We start from the raw sequence: 16,831 nt of genomic DNA on the forward strand, positions 1-16,831 counted from the left end.
CCGCCGCCCCGCCCGCCGCCCCCCCGCCCGCCCCCCCCCCGGGGGCGGGGCCCCCCCCCACCCCCCCCCCCGCGCCCCCACACCATTTCCAAAACCCCCCCCCCCCCCCCCCCCCCCCCCGCGGGCCCCAACCCAAATATCCCCCACCCGGCCGCCCACGGCGCGGCCGGTGTCGTTCAGCGGCTGGCGTAAACGACGAGCAGATCGCGCATGGCGCGGATTTCCCGATTCGCTTCGTTCAGTGCCGTCCGCAATCGGAGATTTTCATCGAGGAGATCGTCGAGATCGCCTGTGGTCTCCGCGGTCTTTTCGGCGGTGCGGACGTGCACGAGTTCGGCGACGGACGCCGCCGCGGATTCGGCAAACGGCAACTCCTGCGCACCGGCTTCGCCGGTGGCCTCGGCCGCTGGGATCGCGGCGCTCTCGGTAACCGGGATCTCGGGCTGTTCGGCGGGGATTTCCGTCTCCGTATTCTGTTCGGGTTCCGGAGTGTTCTGCTCGGGTTCCGGCACCGAGGTCACGGCGGCGGGGGCCGGTTTCCGGGTGGCGGTCCGGCTGCGGCGCTTCTTCGGTGCGGCCGGTGCGGCTTCCTCCTGGGTGGGCTCGGCCTCGGGCAACCCCGCCGCCTTCACCCAATTCGCGAGGGTGTTGGCCGCGGGCTGGCCACCTTCGCGTTCGGAAACCGAAGTGCACGCGGCGTTGACCGTTTTGCCTTGGGCGATAAGTTTTTTCACCCGGTTGACGAGTTTGGTCTGATCCCTTTTCGAGTAGCGCACTGCCATCCTCTACCTCCTGCACTCCGAGCGCTTGCTGCGAGAATTGAACCATTGTGCAGTAGTTCTCGTTCGGCCGGGGCAACGGATTTCCGCAGAAGGGTGTCCGGCCATTCGGCCGGAGCCCGCCGAGGACCCTTTTCCGGGAATGATTTACGAAGGCGATCTGCCCACGGCCGACGCATCGGCGGATCGACTGGAGACGATGAATGCACATCGGGGTTCGCGATTGAAATTCCGCACCCGAAGTAGCGCGGGACGTACCACGCCCGGTGTTGTGCTCGTCCGGTGTGAGCGGCGAGTACGGACCGCTCCGGAGTCCTCTGGGGCGGTAGGCGCCCCTCCGCCCGCGGGGCCGAGCGGCCGGGATACAGAGGATCCGGTGCCACCCGCTCATCCGGCTGCCTTCCCGATCCCGGCTGCGATCGATACCCCCGTCTCGTCTTGGCAACAGCCGGGCACCCCGTCCGGCCCCGGCTGTTAGTTTGGGGCTGCTTTCCGTCAGTTGCCGCCACCACGAGCGTGCAGAGGAGGCAGGTGGATGCACAGCTCGGCCACCGTGAGGACAGGCGGCCCGCTGGAAGAGTATTCCGCGGGTTCGCGAGGCCCCGGTGATATCGGCCGGGGTGGATGAGGCCGGTGGATGCTGCGGGGGCTTCGCCGCGTTCTTCGCTGCCGTGTGTCGTCGTCATGGGCGTATCGGGCAGCGGTAAGAGTTCGACGGCCCGGATGCTCGCCCGGCGCCTCGGTGTGCCGTTCGCCGACGCCGACGAGATGCATCCGCGCGCCAATATCGCCAAGATGCGGGCGGGCGTCGCGCTCGACGACACCGACCGGGAACCGTGGCTGGCGAAGGTCGGGCACTGGTTACGCGATCGTGCGGCCGACGGAACCGGGGGTGTGGTCGCCTGTTCGGCGCTGAAGCGGCGCTACCGCGACAGCCTGCGAGCCGCCGCGCCGGGGATATTCTTCCTGCTCCTGACCGCGGACCGCGACGAACTATTGGAGCGGATGGCACAGCGAGGCGAGCATTTCATGCCCGCCTCGCTGCTCGATTCCCAGCTCGCCGCCTTGGAACCGCTCGAATCCGGGGAACCCGGCACGGTCCTGCACGGCACCCGCAGCCCCGGCCAGGCCGTGGATATGGCGATCGCACGTCTCGACGAGGTGATCGAGCGTGATCAGGGCTGACCGGAACCGGGGGACGCGCGTCAGCAGCCCATAGGGACATCCTCGCCGCGGAACCGTGCCTCCACGAAGCTCCAGGCATCGGCGAATCCCGCTACCGCGGCAGTCATATGCTCGGCGATATCGTAGGTGGTCAGTTTCACCGGAGCACCGGCACGGCAGGCGCGGTCGGCGTATTCGGCCACCCCGTCGTACGGGGTCAGGGTGTCGAAGCGGCCGTGCCACAGGTAGGTGGGCATCGCCGGTACACCGTCGAAATAGCGCAGGCTGTTCTCGTGCAGTACCTCCCGCGCCTCGGGACTGTCCATCAGGCTCTTGGACGCCGCCATCTGCTCCGCACTCCGGAACGCGCCGTGGAACAGCAGGAACCGGCGGCAGGCGTCATGCGTGAACTCGCGGAACCACAGGCCGTTCTCGTTGAGCTGATCCGAGATCGGCAGCCGGTGCGGGTACTCGCGTTCCAGCCCCATGGCCGCGGCGAAGGCCAGCCCGAAACCGGGATGCGGGGCGAAACCGAGCCCCAGCGCCATCTGTTCCAGATCGGCCGGGATACCGCCGGCCACGGCCGCGTCGATCTTCAGCTCCGGGGCGTAGGACGGTTGCAGTGCCGCGGCCCAGCCGGTGGCGAGTCCGCCGCCGGAGTAGCCCGCGATCGCGACCGGGGCGTCCGCCAGGTCGAGTTCGGCGACCTGCTGGACGGCGCGGATGCTGTCCAGGGTGATCATGCCGCTGAGCCGGCCCGCGGCGTAGGCGACGGTCGGTCCCAGATAGTCGGGTACCGAGATGGCCCAGCCGCGGCCGATCGGGAGCATCGCCCCGACCGCATCCTGCAGTTCGCCGTTGAACAGCGACCGCGACGGGTTGCAGCGGGTGCCGAGCGAATTGATCAGGGCCTGGTAGGAGACCAGCGGCGGGTTGTCGACGCCGACCGGCATGAGCACGGTGGTGACACCCAGGATGGGCTCGTCCCGGGAATTGGTGGATCGGAAGGCGATTTGATGACCTTTGGTACCCAGGTAGGGACCGGTATCGATGGTTCGGGTCCGGACCACGTCACCGGGCTGGAGATCGCCCAGGTTCTCGGGTGCGGTGTAGAAGGGGTCCGGATCGGGCTGGGGATACAGCGGTTCGGCTTTCGCCTCGACGCCGAACAGCCCCACCGAGACGAGGGTCAGCAGCAGGATCAGGATTCGGGTGGAAACTCTGAACACGATCTTCTTTCGGACAGCAGGAAACGACCCGGCGACGGACCGCGCACTCGTGGTGCCGTTCGGCCCGTCGCCGAGGGGTTGGGCGAGGTATGCGGGCAACTGCCGTCGCCGCGACACGGCCGCCGCGGCGGCCCGGAGGCAGCGAGCGCGGTGATCGCTCGAACGAACTGTCTCCGTTGGCTTGTGGCCGTGGCCCCAGTTCCGCGCGTGGCGGCTTACTTTACGACGCGCACCGATCGTAGCGGTCGGCTCCGCCCGCGTATACGCCCGATTCTGCGTGAGATCACAAGGAACCGCCGGGGCTCTTGTCCTCCGCTCCCAAGATCGGTGAGCGCTGGTACCCCGCTATGCGATGAAGCGCCGGTCCGTCGGCGTGCCACCGGTGGCTTCCGGATAGAACAGCCGGTGTGGTTCGGAAGCCCTCAGCTACGCGGGACGGCACGACCCGCGCGCGGAGGCGCCGATCGGCGGGCGGGTCAGGCGGTGGCACCGTAGGCGTAGTCGTCCAGGGGGAATCGCACCGCCTCCCGGTGGGCGTTGACGGTACTGGTGGGGCGCAGCAGTGCCGCTTCGCCGTGCTGATTGAAGTAATAGCTGCGGGCGGTGGCGCAGTCACCGCCGTAGAACACCGAGGAATCGAGTTTTCCGGTCACTCGTTCCAGGAATTCGGCGTTCGCGCGTTCGGTGACCTCGAAGGTCGTTTCGCCGCGGCGTCGCAACTCGCCGAAGAGCCGGCCCATATGCTTCATCTGCGCTTCGATGGTCGTGAAATACGACAGGCCGCTGTAGGAATACGGGCTGTTCAGGCTCAGGAAGTTCGGGAATTTCGGCACCGTGATGCCCTCGTAGGCCTGGAAGCGGTTCTCCCGCCAGAACTTCCCGAGGTCCACCCCGTCGCGGCCGATGATCTCGAAGGCCGGGAAGTTGACGTCCCACAGATTGAACCCGGTGGCCAGGATCAGCGTGTCGATGGTGGTCCGGGCGCCGCCGGCGGTGACGATGCCGTCCGCTTCCAGATGTTCGATCGGGTTCGTCTCCAACCGGACGTGGGGTTTGTTGAACGTGGCGAAATAGTGGTTGGAGAAGGTCGGGCGCTTACATCCGAAATCGTAGTGCGGGGTCAGTTGCTCGCGGAGCCGTTCGTCGCGGACCTGGGCGCGCAGATGCGCCTTGGCCAGCAGCGCCGCGGCCTTGTTCAGCGGCCGGGCCTGCTTGTAGTGCAGAACGCCGACCACCATCAAAGCCTCCAGCATGGTCGTATTGACCAACCGGGCCGCCTTCTGCGTCGCGGGCATCCGCGCGAACAGCCGTTGTACCGCGGCCGGGATCGCGGTATCGATCTTGGGCACCACCCAGATGGGGGTTCGCTGGAAAACGGTGAGCTCGCGGGCCCGGGCGGCGACCTCGGGTACCAGCTGGACGCTCGTGGCGCCGGTGCCGATGATCGCGACCCGCCGATCGGTGAGATCGTAGGAATCGTCCCAGGCGGTGGTGTGGATGATCTTGCCGGCGAAGGTGTCGATACCCGGGAAGGGTGGGGTATGAGGCTGGGAGAGGAATCCGGTCGCGGTGAGCAGATAGCGCGCGGTGAGCGTCTCCCCACCGGCCACGGTGACCACCCAGTACTGCTCCGCGGCGTCCCAGCGGGCGCTCTCGACCGTGGTATCGAAGCGCATCCGGTTGCGGAGCCGGTACTTGTCCGCCACGTGGTCGGCGTATTTCTTCAGTTCGGCACCGGGTGCGAACAGCCGGGACCAGAACGGGTTGGGTTCGAACGAGTACGAGTAGGTCACCGAGGCGATATCGACCGCGAGACCGGGGTAGTGGTTGACGAACCAGGTGCCACCCAGATCGGACTCGCGTTCCAGTATCACGAAATTGCCGAGGCCGAGACGGTCGAGTTGGATACCCGCCCCCATACCACCGAATCCCGCACCGATCACGACGGCGTCGTACCGAGGTGCCACGTCGAACCTCCCAGCGAACTGAACCATACGTCACGGAATGACACATCATTCCGTTTGTGATGACCGTATCATCAGGGGCGTGACGAAGCCACAGACGCGGGCCGAACGCCGCAAGGCCGAACTACGGCGCGACATCATCGATACCGCCTTCGTCTGCTTCGCGGAGAAGGGATACCACGCCACCGGGATCGCGGATATCGCCGCCGAACTCGGTATCGGGCACGGCACCTTCTACCGGTACTTCAGCAACAAGCGCGACATCATCGACCATGTGATCGACGATCTGGCCGCCCGTATCGTCGAAGCGCTGGGTACCGACAACGCCCCGGACGCGGCGAGCACGCTGGACGAGTACCGGCAGCAGATCGAACGGATCGGGGATGCGCTCACCCGTATCCTGCTGGCCGATCGCCGGGTGGCGCAGTTGCTGTTGTTCCACGCGCCCGGGATCGACGACGAGCTGACCCGGCGCCTGTACGGCCTGCTCGACACCGCCGACGCGCTCACGGCCGGGTATCTGGACCACGGGGTGGAACTGGGCTATCTGCGGGCGGACCTGGATACCCGCAATACCGCCCGCGCGGTCACCGGCATGCTGCTCGCGGGGGTCGTTCACGGGCTTCGCGACCCGGATGAACAGGCCATCGCGGAGTTGAACGAGGCCATCCGCCGGCTGCTGATCGACGGGGTCGCCAAGGGGTGAGCGGCGCCGGGCGCCCGGCCGGCACCCCGGTGAACGCATACAGTGGAGTCCATGTCGCCGATGGACGAATGGCATCCGTCCACCGTCGCTGACTGGAGCGATGAACGCCGCCGGGCCCGGTTGCGCGAAACGCGCCCGGGGTACCGGTGGAAGGCATTGTCGCGCACCAGACTGGCGTTGCTGCGGGTTGCCGTACTACTGATGATCGCCCTGCTCGCCTTCGCGCAGTACTGGGAACACGATGTGGCCCCGGAACGGCAGCGGCTGGCCCGCACCGAACCCGCGTTGCTCCCGGTCGCCGGACCGGCGATCCCCGGACTGCGCGATACCGCGGTCGTAGATTTCGTCGGGCTCGGCGGGCTGAACGCCAGCGATACCGCCGCCGCATTGCCCGCGCTGCGCGAGATGGGGTCGGTATGGGCGATCCGCTACGACAATCGCGGTATCGATACCGAAGTGATCGCCGAACTGGTCATTCGCGCCGCCGTCATGTCGGGGGTGCGCAATATCGTGCTGGCGGGCCACAGTATGGGTGGAGTGATCGCGCTGGAGGTCGCGCGGCATATCCATACCGGCAGCGACCGGCGGCTACTGGCGGTGCTGCTGGATTGCACACCCCTGGACCTCGATGCCGTACGGCCCGAAAGCCGAGGTCTCGGTGAGGATATGGTGCGCTGGATGGGCTGGCTGCCCGGCGCCCGGGAGAGTCGCGGCCTGCGGATCGCGGTGGAGACCTATGCCCGGCGCGAACGGTTCCTGGACTACACCGGGGTCCCGGGTATCCGGTTGAACCAGCTGGGCGCCGCGGTGGAACAGGTGTTGCGGGACAAGATCTTCAACGCCGACGCCGCCAGCAACGGGCTCATCGAATCCCAGTTCCTGGCCATCGTCGCCGGCGGCGCCACCGACGACCTGCGGCAACTGGCCCGTGCGGCGCGTGGTAAACCCCGTCCGGCCGTCGTCTTCGTCCGGCCGTACGACGCGACCCGGGATCGGGTGGTCGATGTCGCGTACACCCATCAGGTGTTGATCGACAAGGTCGGCGGTGTGGACGGGAATCTGCTGGTGGTGAAGCCACGCGGAACCGGGCACGCCGATCCGCGTCAGCATCCGGCCGAATACAACAAGGTGATCGACCAGCAGGTACTGCCCTTCGTGGAGCGGTACCGGGCGCAGATCACCGCCGCGAGTTCGGCGGCGGGAGTGTGGCCGCGGTAGTTTCCGCGTCCGCGGTACCGGTGAGATAGCGCTGCACCGTCGGGCCCAGCCAGGCGATCACCTCGTCCCGGGTCATGGTCACCAGCGGCGGAAAGGACAGAACGAACCGGCACAGCGCCATGCCCAGGATCTGCGTGGCCGCCAGGCCGGCGCGGACGGGTGCCTCGTGGGGATCGTTGTCCGCCGCCGCGATCACGGGGCCGAGCTGGCCGGCGAAGATCGCGCGCATCCGTTCGGCGACGGCGTCGTTGGTGACGCCGGCGCGCAGCAGGATGAGCAGGGCCTCGTCGCGTTCCCAGCGCTCCAGGAAATGCGCGACCAGCGTGGCACCCATGTGCTCGCGGGGGACTGCCGACAGATCCGGTAGCTCCAGATCGAATTCGACGGCCGCGGCGAAGAGTCGCTCCTTGTTGCCGAAGTACCGCATGACCATGGCCGGATCGATCGAGGCGTCCGCGGCGATCGCGCGAATGGTCGCGCGCTCGTACCCGTCGGCGGCGAACCGTTCGCGCGCCGCCGCGAGGATCGTCGCTTTCGTCTCCGCTGCCGATCTCTTCATGTCAACAATTGTAGGCCAACAGCCGTTGACTTTGATGTGCGGCCCGCCTTATCGTTGATGCCAACAGTTGTTGACTTCGGGAAAGGGCAGGTGGGAACCATGTCCACAACAGATATCGACGTCACCGTCGTGGGCGCCGGACCGGTAGGCCTCACCGCCGCGATCGTGCTCACCCACCTAGGGCACCGGGTCCGGATCGTCGACGCTCGAATCGCCGGGGCGAACACCTCCCGCGCGGCGGTCGTCCACTCGCGCACCCTCGAACTCCTCGAGCCCTACGGAGTCGTCCCGGCGCTGGTCGATCGCGGACTGCATATCCCGCGCTTCACCATTCGCGACCGGGACCGGGCACTCGTATCGGTGCCGTTCGGCGCGCTGCCCACCGCCTACCCCTACACGCTGATGATCTCCCAGGCCGATACGGAGAAATTCCTGCTGGAGCGGGCGACCGAACTGGGAATCGTCGTGGACCGCCCGGCTACGGTGGCGTCGGTCGTCCAGGACCACGACTCGGTCACCGTCACATTGTCCGGTGGCGAGCGGATCTCCGCCCGCTATCTGATCGGCGCGGATGGGATGCACAGCACAGTGCGCGAGCAGGCGGGGATCGGATTCGCCGGTGGTAGTTACGCGGAATCGTTCAGCCTGGCCGATATCCGGATGACGGGCGGTATTCCGCACGATGAGGTGATCCTCTACTTCTCGCCGGCCGGTCTGGTGGTGGTGGCCCCGCTACCCGACGGGATGTACCGGGTCGTCGCGGCGGTCGACCAGGCGCCGCACGATCCGGATATTTCGTTCGTGCAGCGGTTGCTGGACGAACGTGGACCGCGCGCTGTTCCGGTGGCGGTCGACGAGGTGGTGTGGGGTTCCCGCTTCCGGGTACATCATCGTCTCGCCGACAGCTTTCGACAGGGCAGGATTGTGCTGGCCGGTGATGCCGCACATGTCCATTCGCCCGCCGGTGGCCAGGGGATGAACCTCGGGATCGAGGATGCCGTGACCACGGGCCGGACGCTGTCCCGGGTGCTACGCGGGGAGGCCGCGAGCCTGCTCGACGGGCATGCGGCGGCGCGCCGATCCACTGCCCGTTCGGTGATGTCGACGGCCGGTCGGCTCACCGATGCCGGGACGGTGCCGGCCGCCGCACGGCCGCTCCGCAATATCGGCTTGCGAATCGCCGGACGGTCGCCGCTCGTCCGGCGCCGGCTCGCCTTCCGGTTGTCCGGACTCGACCGCCGCTGAATCGGAAAAGTCACTTCCACCGAGGAATCCGCCATGCAGATTGTCAACGAACATCAGGCGAACAAGGTCCGCCTCGCCGCGGCGACCGGCAACGGCTTCCTGCTGCTCGCCGCCGAGATCGGCGGCTGGGCAGGGCCACTACCACGACCTTCGGCCCAGCGCCGCCGAGTGCTCGCACGGATCGGGCGACTGAACGATCGGCTGGCCGCACGGCACGATGTGGTCGAGGCGACCGCCTTCCGTGCCGCGTTGCGCCCGCCGGGTGAGGGCTCGCGACTCCTGCGCGAGGCGGGCATACGTCCCGGACGTTTCGACGTTGTTGTCCTCATCAGAACGGAATCGGTGGACGATCTCGACGCGGTCCGCACCGATCCGTGCTGGCTCGAGCTGGTCTGCCTATTGGATGATGCCGCCCGTCGCACCCATCTCGTCGCAGCGAGCAGCCCAGCCCGGATCGCCGAGGTCGACCACGGCCCCGACCATTGGTTCCTGTTCAATTACTTCCACGGCGACGACCCCCGGACCGTGCACGATGTCTGGGAATACACCGCAGGCTGGTTTCAGCACAAGACAGCGCTTCCGAACTCGGTGCCCATGCGCCCGCTGCCCGGCGAGCCCGCCGACTACATGCTGATCAATCACGCCTCCTGGCCGGCGCTGCGCACCTTTCTGCCCGGCCTGCTGTTCCGGCCGACATTCCGCTCGTTCGTCCTCGCCAATTTCGCCGCGAACGGTATCGCGGCTCAACCGATCATCTACCGGCGATTGTGTTGAGTGAACCTGGCGGGCCCGCGGAGACTGATGACGGTGCGCCGAACTATGTGGGCTCGGCCTCCGGGCGGGTGAGCGGCAGCCAAACGGTGAACGTGGTGGTGCCGGGCCGTGATTCGACCCGGATATCCCCGCCGTGCTTGTTGACCACGATCCGGAAGGAAATGTCCAAACCCAGGCCGGTGCCTTCGCCGACAGGTTTGGTGGTGAAGAACGGTTCGAAGATGCGGTCCCGGACCTCGGCGGGGATACCGGGCCCGCTGTCGGCGATCTCCACGACGGCGCAATCGTCGACGTGCCGGGTTCGCAGGGTCAGGGTGCCGCTGCCCTGCATCGCGTAGACCGCGTTGTCGATGAGGTTGGTCCAGACCTGATTGAGTTCGGCGGCGTAGCACGGCACCTGGGGGAGTGCGTGGTCGTACTCCTTGACCACCGCGATCGAATCGCCGATCTTACGGCTGAGCATCACCAGGGTGCTGTCCAACAGTTCGTGCAGATCGACGACCTGGAACGGGGCGCGATCCATTTGCGAATACTGTTTCGCCGCATCCACCAGGGTCGATATCCGGCCGGTCGAATCCGCGATCTCGTTCATCAGCAGTTCGGTTTCGATGGTGTAGTTGAGCCAGCGGAAGGCGCCCTCCAGTACCTGCTGTGCGGAACCCGTCAACGTCGCCGAAACCCGTTCGAGCCAATCGGTGTCGAAACCGGCCTGGACGAAATTCGGAGCCAGTGCCCAGCCGTCCGCGATACCGTGTTCCTCGAGCCAGTCGCCGACCGCGTCCTCACGATCGGCGGCTTCCAGCGGCGACAGTTCCGGTGCCTTCGCCACCTGGGCCGCTGCCTCTTCCTGGAGCCGCACCAAGGTCTCCAGCACCGCGGTATCGAACTTGCCCTGCGCCATCATGGCCAGTTTGTGCCGCATACCGGCGATGCGGTCGCGCAGACCCGAGGTGGCGCGGACGGCCGCCGCGGCCGGGTTGTTCAGCTCATGGGTGAGTCCCGCCGACAACGATCCGAGCGCCAGCAGCCGTTCCCGCTGGGCGATGCGGGCATTGCTGTTGCGGTTACCGAAGAACGCGCCCTCGAGCAGGTGCACGGCCATGGGGAACCAGGCGTGCATCATCCGGGAGAACGTCTGTGCTTCGAGGACGAAGAACCGGGACGGCACGGTGACGTACAGCGAACCGGTGTACTGGGTTTCGGCATGTTCGCCGAGGTAGGCCGTCCACGCGCCCGCATAGGATCCGCGGTGCGCGGTCCGCACCATTTCGATCTCCCGGCCCGCCGACATTTTCGTGAGACGTACTTCGCCGTCCATCAACACGTAGAAGCACGTCGCCGGTTCGCCTTCGCGGTACACGGGCCCGGGTTCGAGGTGCTCGATCCGGCCGTCGGCGCACAACCACGCCAGCTGGTCGTCGTCGAGCTTCTCGAACAGGAACAGGGTCCGCAGTTCGGCGGGATCGCAGATACTCACCACGTGCCTCCTAGGCCAGATACCGGTGTACGAGCATGACCGCCATGGCGCCCTCGCCGACCGCCGAGGCCACCCGCTTGGCGGATTCGGCGTGCACATCGCCGGCGACGAACACGCCCGGCACGCTGGTTTCCAGGTGATGGGGTGGGCGCGGCAGTTCCCACCCGGGCGGCCGCGCGCCGTCCACCAGCAGATCGGGACCGGCCAGGACGTAACCGGCGGAATCGCGGTGGACCACGCCGTCGAGCCATTCGGTCTGTGGCGCCGCCCCGATGAACAGGAACAGCCGTTCGGCGGGGGCCTTCTCCTCGGTGCCGGTCCGGTTGTCGCGCAGCACCACGGTGTGCAGATGGTCGGCGCCGTCCACCGCGACGATCTCGGTCTCGGTGTGCACCTCGATGGTGGGTACCTGGGCGATCTGCTGGATCAGGTAGTGCGACATGGATTTTTCCAGCGAATCGGCCCGGACCACGAGATGGACGGTGCGCGCGTGCCGGGACAGGAACATCGCCGCCTGCCCGGCCGAATTCGCGCCGCCGACGATATAGATGTCGTGCCCGGCGCATTCGGCGGCTTCGGTCATGGCCGACCCGTAGTACACACCGCGGCCGGTGTAGGCGTCCACACCCGCCGCGGGATGGCGGCGGTAGTCCACACCGGTCGCGATGATGACCGTATGCCCCGACAGGGTGCCGCCGTCGGCGAAGCGGACGGCTCGGGCCGAACCGTTCACCTCCAGCCCCACCACCTCCCGGGTGGTCACCACTTCGGCACCGAATTTCGCGGCCTGGCGCCGGGCCCGGTCGGCGAGCTGTGCCCCGGACAGGCCGTCCGGGAATCCGAGATAGTTTTCGATCCGCGAGCTCTGCCCGGCCTGGCCACCGGTTGCGGTGCGCTCGACGAGGACGGTTCGCAACCCCTCGGAGGCGCCGTAGACCGCGGCGCCGAGTCCGGCCGGTCCGCCGCCGACCACGATGAGATCATAGAAGTCCCCGGCCGGCTCGGTGCTCAGGCCCACGCTTTCCGCGAGTTCGCCGTCGGTCGGCTGGACCAGCGCCCGGCCGTTCTCGGTGATCACCACCGGACACCGGCGCGGATCCGCCCCCGCGGCCTCCAGTAACCGCGCCCCCTCGGGCTCCTCGGCCGGATACCAGCGGTAGGGCAATTGGTTCCGTGCCAGGAACTCCCTGACCTGAGAGGATCGCGGAGACCAGCGGTTGCCCACGACCTTGGTCCCGTGCACCGGCCGGTGGTCGCTGCTGCGCCAGGCGTCGAGCAGGGCATCCAGCACGGGGTAGAGCTTCTCCTCCGGCGGGTCCCATGGTTTGAGCAGGTAGTGGTCGAGATCCACGATATTGATGGCATCGATCGCGGCGCTCGTATCGGCATACGCGGTCAGCAGGACGCGCCGGGCGAACGGGTGCAGGTCCATGGCCTGCTCGAGGAATTCGATCCCGTCCATGCCCGGCATCCGGAAATCGGCGAGGAGTACCGCCACCGGTGTACCGCGCAGTTTCATCTCCCGCAGTGCCTCCAGCGCCTGCGGACCCGATTCGGCACGCAGGATGCGGTAGTCGGCACCGTAGCGGCGGCGCAGGTCGCGGACGACCGCCCGCGATACGCCGGGATCGTCGTCGACGCTCAGAATGGCGGGTTTGGAGACAGTCGGGGAACTCACCGATCGAGTATGCCCGTTCGGGAGGCGTAACGGCAGGTCGGCGTCGTGACCCCCGCCCCGGCGCCGGGCCGGAGGGGCGTTCGCCGCGGCGCCCTGTGGCCGGAAAGCCGCGGCCGTCGCGGAGATGTTGATTGCTGAATGATCGCCGGAGGGTCGGAATTTCGTCGACCTTCCGCTGTTCTCCTGTCGGAGAAATGACTTATGAGCGGCCGCGGCTATTCGAATAACCGAGTAACAAGTCTGTGAACTGCATAGATGTGTTTCTAGCGATTTCGCATACCGCCACCGGTCGTCGGCCTGGGCGATCGAAAAATTTCCGGCATACCGGTTTGCCCGGAAATGCCCCGGGTAGTTGCCGGGATGTAGCCGATCGGCACTCCGCACTGAGTGTCCGGCGGTTACCCGGAAAGAGCCGATGCCGCGCCCGATGCCGACCGGGAGCGGCGAACACGCCGAATCGTGTCCGCGACCGGCGCCCGCCTTCGGGACGCCTTCCCCGAAGCACCCGAAACGGGACCGGTCCGTGTGACACGACTCGGTTCGCCGATCACGTATCGGACGAGAAGCTAGGAGGAGCCATGGCTCAACAGGTGGAAGAACTGATCGGAGACGCCGTCTACGACCTGGACGGCGACAAGATCGGCAAGGTGAAGCGGGTCTACGTCGACAACTCTTCCGGCGCCCCGACCTGGGCGTCGGTGAGCACCGGACTTTTCAGCGACGATTCACTGGTGCCGCTGGCCGGAGCCCAGCTGCGGCAGGACACCAGGGAACTGCAGGTCCGGGTGCACAAGGAAGCGGTGAAATCCGCGCCGCATCTGGAGCACGACGGCCTGATCAGCCGCGAATCCGAGGACGAACTGTTCGTCCACTACGGCATCGATCCCGGTCACCCCGGCTGGGACGACTACGGGCGGCACGCCGAGCGACCCGGCGGTGAGACAACCGGTACGGGCACGGCGCCCGGTATGGGTACCGCCGCAGGTATGGGTACGGCTCCGGGAATGGGCGGAACCACCGCCTCGCCCGCGGATCGCGACTCCATGGTGCGCTCGGAGGAGCGGCTCGACGTCGGCACCGAACAGCAGGAGTCGGGCCGGGCGCGGATGCGTAAATACGTGGTCACCGAAGAGCAATCGGTCACCGTGCCCACCAGCCACGAGGAGGTGCACGTCGAACGCGAGCCCATCACCGACCCCGACGCCGTGAACGCGGACCTCGGCGACGAAGAACGCGAGGTCACCCTGCACGAGGAGCGGGTGACGGTGAACAAGGAATCCGTACCCGTCGAGCGGGTCCGACTCGCGGTCGACGAGGTCGAGGACGAACAGACGGTCTCCGATACCGTTCGCAAGGAACGGATCGAGACCGAAGGTACCGAACGCGACGACCGTCGCTGATTTCCACACGCCGAGGGATCCCGGGTATATGCCCGGGATCCCTTTCGCGGGTCTTCCTGACGAGATCGGTCTTCCTGACGAAGGCCGTACCTCCGGCCTGGCACCCCAGATCGAGATCCCGGCCGCTGTCCGGTTTCTGCCACCGGTCGGAACCGTGAACGACACCGAAGCGCACCGCACGCTCGGACACCGATCTACCTTGCCAGGGCCGTCGGCGCGTACCCGTCCGGTGGCAAAACCGGCTACGCGTCCTGCTCGACCTCGGTAGGTGCGGTGTTCTCCGCTTCGGTGAGCGATTCCTGCTCGCCGCCGGGCAGGGCCGGGGCCTCGGCGCGACCCGTTTCCGCGGTGGGAAGCAGCCGTGGTAGCAGGGTGGAACCCGCGGTGGCGCCGGCCGCCGCGGTGGTGGCGACGGACCATCCGATCGGGCCGAGTGGGGTACAGCCGAAGTACGCGCCCAGCCCCGGAGTCATGACGACGATGCCCAGGACCGCGCCGCTGGCCGCGGTGGTGAGCCAGACCAGTGGGCTGCGGTAACCGGCGACCAGGGTCTGGCCCAGCTGCGTGCCGATCAGCGCGACCAGTCCGATGGTGTCGGCGCGCCGCTGGGTGCCCGTGTAACGGCCGACCAGCCACGCGGCCGACGCGCCGGTCGCGGTGGCCACCCCGCGGACGGCGATCGTCCGGATCAGATCGGAACCGAGGCTGGCCGGTGGGATCGCGGCGAGCTGACGAGCCCGCTCCGCCACCCAGTCCGGGTCGTCCTGCGGCTCGACCCCTTCCTGTCCGCCGGCGAGCGCGAGCGCCAGCGCCGGGAACATATCGGTGAGCAGGTTGACCAGCAGGAACTGGCGGGTGCCGAGTGGCGCGCGGCCCCCGACCGCGGTCCCGAAGAGGGTGAACGCGATCTCGCCGGCGTTACCACCCACCAGCACCGCGACCGAATCGGCGACCCGCTGCCACATACTGCGGCCCTCGACCAGCGCGTGCAGCAGAGCCCGCGGGTCGGGTTCGGTCAGCACCAGGTCGGCGGCGTTGCGGGCGGCCGCCGAACCGTGGGCGGCGATTCCGATTCCGATATCGGCGGTGCGGATGGCGGCGGCATCGTTGCTGCCGTCCCCGGTCATACCGACGACATGTCCACTGCGTCGCAGTGCCGTGACGATCCCGACCTTCTGCTCCGGATCGATGCGGGCGAAAACGGTACTGCGTTCGACCAGCGCCCGCCGTTCGGTGTCGTCGAGTTCGTCGAGATCCGCGCCGGTGGTGACCGTGTCCACGGTGATCCCGAGCTGCCGGGCGACCGCGGCCGCGGTGACGGGGTGGTCGCCGGTGATCATCCGGACACCGACGCCGTTGTCCTGCAGCGCGCGTACGAGATACGGGGTCTGTGGGCGCGGTGTATCGGCGATCCCCAGGAACCCGAGCAGAGTCAGTTCCTCGACCGCGTTCTCCATGTCCTCCGGGTGTTCCGGTAGGTCGCGGCGGGCCACCACGAGTACCCGCAGGCCTTGTTCGGCGAGGTCGTGCACTGTGGCATCGGCGCGTTCGCGCAGCTCGTCCGTCAGTGCCGGATCCGGTTTCGTACCGGTACGCACCCGGGTGCAGCGCGGTAGGACCACCTCCGGTGCGCCCTTGACCATGAGCCGCAGTTTGTGCGCGGTCTGGCCGAATGCCGCGGCGTATCCGCGGTTGGATTCGAACGGTATCTCGTCGAGGGGATCCCAGCGGTGCGCGTCGGATCCGAGCATTTCCGCGGCGGCGTCGAGGACCGCGCGGTCGGTGGCGTGCAGTACCGGGCCGTCGTCGGGTTCGGGGCAGGCCCGGGCGGCGGCCCGCAGCAGCCGCTGCGCCGTGGCGGAATCGCTGTCGGGTTGCCATTGCTCGTCGAGATCGGCGAGCGCGGTGAGCCGCAGCCGGCCCTCGGTGAGGGTGCCGGTTTTGTCGAAGCACAATTCGTCCACCCGGCCCAGTGCCTCGACCGCGCGGTTGGCGCGCACCAGTACTCCGTAACGGGACAGCCGTCGCGCGGCCGCGAGCTGCGCCACCGTCGCCACCAGCGGCAACCCTTCGGGCACCGCGGCGACCGCGACCCCGACCCCGTCGGAGATCGCCGCGCGCAGGGTGCGGCCGCGCAGCCCGCCGAGCGCGGTCACGATCGCGCCACCGGTCAGCGTCAGTGGCAGCGCGCGATCGGTGAGGGAGCGCAACTGTGCCTGTACGCCACCCTTGTCAGGCGGCACCGCGCCCGCTGTCGCACGTCCGGCCTGGGTGTCGGCGCCGACCGCGACGACCACCGCCACCGCGGAACCGCTGACCACGGTGGTGCCTTCGAAAATGAGGCAGGCCCGGTCACCGACCGAGGCGCCGGGGGTGGCCTCGACAGCCTTGGGTACCGTCACCGATTCACCGGTGAGCCCGGATTCGTCCATCTCCAGGTCCTCGGTGCGGAGCAGCCGCGCGTCGGCGGGCACCACCTCGCCCGCGCGGACAACCAACACGTCCCCGATCTCCAGGCAGTCGGGGGGGGGGCGCCGGAACGCCCCGGAGGAGAGGGAGAGGAAAGGAACCCGCGACACAACACCCACACCACCCGCCCCCCCCCGACACAGGGGAGATAAAAGATAATAAACCCCAC

The 16,831-nt window shown here is 67.8% G+C and carries 13 protein-coding genes; 6 read left to right on the plus strand and 7 right to left on the minus strand.

The window, feature by feature from the left end; genetic code table 11:
- Positions 1-176: 176 nt before the first annotated feature.
- A complete protein-coding gene (locus QH195_RS16015) occupies positions 177-782 on the minus strand; it encodes a hypothetical protein (protein WP_280435957.1) in 606 nt (201 codons plus the stop codon).
- A 681-nt stretch (positions 783-1,463) separates the two neighbouring features.
- Between QH195_RS16015 and QH195_RS16020 the strand changes: the two genes are divergently transcribed.
- A complete protein-coding gene (locus QH195_RS16020; RefSeq protein ID WP_432278272.1) occupies positions 1,464-1,964 on the plus strand; it encodes a gluconokinase in 501 nt (166 codons plus the stop codon).
- A gap of 20 nt (positions 1,965-1,984) precedes the next feature.
- Here the strand turns inward: QH195_RS16020 and QH195_RS16025 are convergent, their stop codons facing one another.
- On the minus strand, positions 1,985-3,172 hold the full coding sequence (locus tag QH195_RS16025) for a lipase family protein (protein ID WP_432278271.1): 1,188 nt from the start codon (positions 3,170-3,172) through the stop codon (positions 1,985-1,987).
- 476 nt (positions 3,173-3,648) lie between these two features.
- Positions 3,649-5,139: a flavin-containing monooxygenase gene (locus QH195_RS16030; protein ID WP_280435959.1), complete on the minus strand. Its 1,491-nt coding sequence runs from the start codon at positions 5,137-5,139 to the stop codon at positions 3,649-3,651.
- Positions 5,140-5,176: 37 nt separating this feature from the next.
- On the opposite strand from QH195_RS16030, the gene QH195_RS16035 reads away from it, so the two are divergent.
- Both QH195_RS16035 and QH195_RS16040 read left to right on the plus strand, forming a co-directional pair.
- Complete coding sequence (locus QH195_RS16035; RefSeq protein WP_348536803.1) at positions 5,177-5,842, plus strand: TetR/AcrR family transcriptional regulator; 666 nt, start codon at positions 5,177-5,179, stop codon at positions 5,840-5,842.
- Positions 5,843-5,893: 51 nt separating this feature from the next.
- Positions 5,894-7,060 carry an alpha/beta hydrolase gene (locus tag QH195_RS16040; protein WP_280435960.1) on the plus strand — a complete coding sequence of 389 codons (1,167 nt, stop codon included), beginning with the start codon at positions 5,894-5,896 and terminating at the stop codon, positions 7,058-7,060.
- Here QH195_RS16040 and QH195_RS16045 read toward each other — a convergent pair.
- Entirely contained in the window at positions 7,020-7,619 is a 600-nt protein-coding gene (locus tag QH195_RS16045; protein ID WP_280435961.1) for a TetR family transcriptional regulator, read from the minus strand. The genes QH195_RS16040 and QH195_RS16045 overlap by 41 nt on opposite strands.
- 99 nt (positions 7,620-7,718) lie before the next feature.
- Between QH195_RS16045 and QH195_RS16050 the strand changes: the two genes are divergently transcribed.
- Complete coding sequence (locus QH195_RS16050; protein WP_280435962.1) at positions 7,719-8,864, plus strand: FAD-dependent oxidoreductase; 1,146 nt, start codon at positions 7,719-7,721, stop codon at positions 8,862-8,864.
- Positions 8,865-8,897: 33 nt separating this feature from the next.
- Positions 8,898-9,638: a hypothetical protein gene (locus QH195_RS16055; RefSeq protein ID WP_280435963.1), complete on the plus strand. Its 741-nt coding sequence runs from the start codon at positions 8,898-8,900 to the stop codon at positions 9,636-9,638.
- A gap of 43 nt (positions 9,639-9,681) precedes the next feature.
- Here QH195_RS16055 and QH195_RS16060 read toward each other — a convergent pair whose 3' ends face one another.
- Complete coding sequence (locus QH195_RS16060; protein ID WP_432278270.1) at positions 9,682-11,115, minus strand: ATP-binding protein; 1,434 nt, start codon at positions 11,113-11,115, stop codon at positions 9,682-9,684.
- Positions 11,116-11,125: 10 nt separating this feature from the next.
- Positions 11,126-12,793, minus strand: coding sequence for an FAD-dependent oxidoreductase (locus QH195_RS16065; RefSeq protein WP_280435965.1), 1,668 nt, complete (start codon positions 12,791-12,793; stop codon positions 11,126-11,128).
- Between the two features lie 578 nt (positions 12,794-13,371).
- Between QH195_RS16065 and QH195_RS16070 the strand changes: the two genes are divergently transcribed.
- The gene (locus QH195_RS16070) at positions 13,372-14,193 is read left to right on the plus strand and encodes a PRC and DUF2382 domain-containing protein (RefSeq protein WP_280435966.1); all 822 of its coding nucleotides are present in this window, start codon (positions 13,372-13,374) and stop codon (positions 14,191-14,193) included.
- Between the two features lie 242 nt (positions 14,194-14,435).
- On the opposite strand, the gene QH195_RS16075 is transcribed toward QH195_RS16070, so the two are convergent.
- The gene (locus tag QH195_RS16075; RefSeq protein WP_280435967.1) at positions 14,436-16,781 is read right to left on the minus strand and encodes a cation-translocating P-type ATPase; all 2,346 of its coding nucleotides are present in this window, start codon (positions 16,779-16,781) and stop codon (positions 14,436-14,438) included.
- Between the last annotated feature and the right edge of the window lie 50 nt (positions 16,782-16,831).

Source organism: Nocardia carnea (assembly GCF_029868855.1).
Lineage (GTDB): Bacteria > Actinomycetota > Actinomycetes > Mycobacteriales > Mycobacteriaceae > Nocardia > Nocardia carnea_A.

What these genes read in the sequence shown, in the direction of transcription:
- QH195_RS16040 (WP_280435960.1), top strand. Translation starts at nt 5,894, where the DNA reads ATGTCGCCGATGGACGAATGGCATCCGTCCACCGTCGCTGACTGGAGC.
- QH195_RS16055 (WP_280435963.1), top strand. Translation starts at nt 8,898, where the DNA reads ATGCAGATTGTCAACGAACATCAGGCGAACAAGGTCCGCCTCGCCGCG.
- QH195_RS16035 (WP_348536803.1), top strand. Translation starts at nt 5,177, where the DNA reads ATGACACATCATTCCGTTTGTGATGACCGTATCATCAGGGGCGTGACG.
- QH195_RS16015 (WP_280435957.1), bottom strand. Translation starts at nt 782, where the DNA reads ATGGCAGTGCGCTACTCGAAAAGGGATCAGACCAAACTCGTCAACCGG.
- QH195_RS16050 (WP_280435962.1), top strand. Translation starts at nt 7,719, where the DNA reads ATGTCCACAACAGATATCGACGTCACCGTCGTGGGCGCCGGACCGGTA.
- QH195_RS16020 (WP_432278272.1), top strand. Translation starts at nt 1,464, where the DNA reads ATGGGCGTATCGGGCAGCGGTAAGAGTTCGACGGCCCGGATGCTCGCC.
- QH195_RS16045 (WP_280435961.1), bottom strand. Translation starts at nt 7,619, where the DNA reads ATGAAGAGATCGGCAGCGGAGACGAAAGCGACGATCCTCGCGGCGGCG.
- QH195_RS16070 (WP_280435966.1), top strand. Translation starts at nt 13,372, where the DNA reads ATGGCTCAACAGGTGGAAGAACTGATCGGAGACGCCGTCTACGACCTG.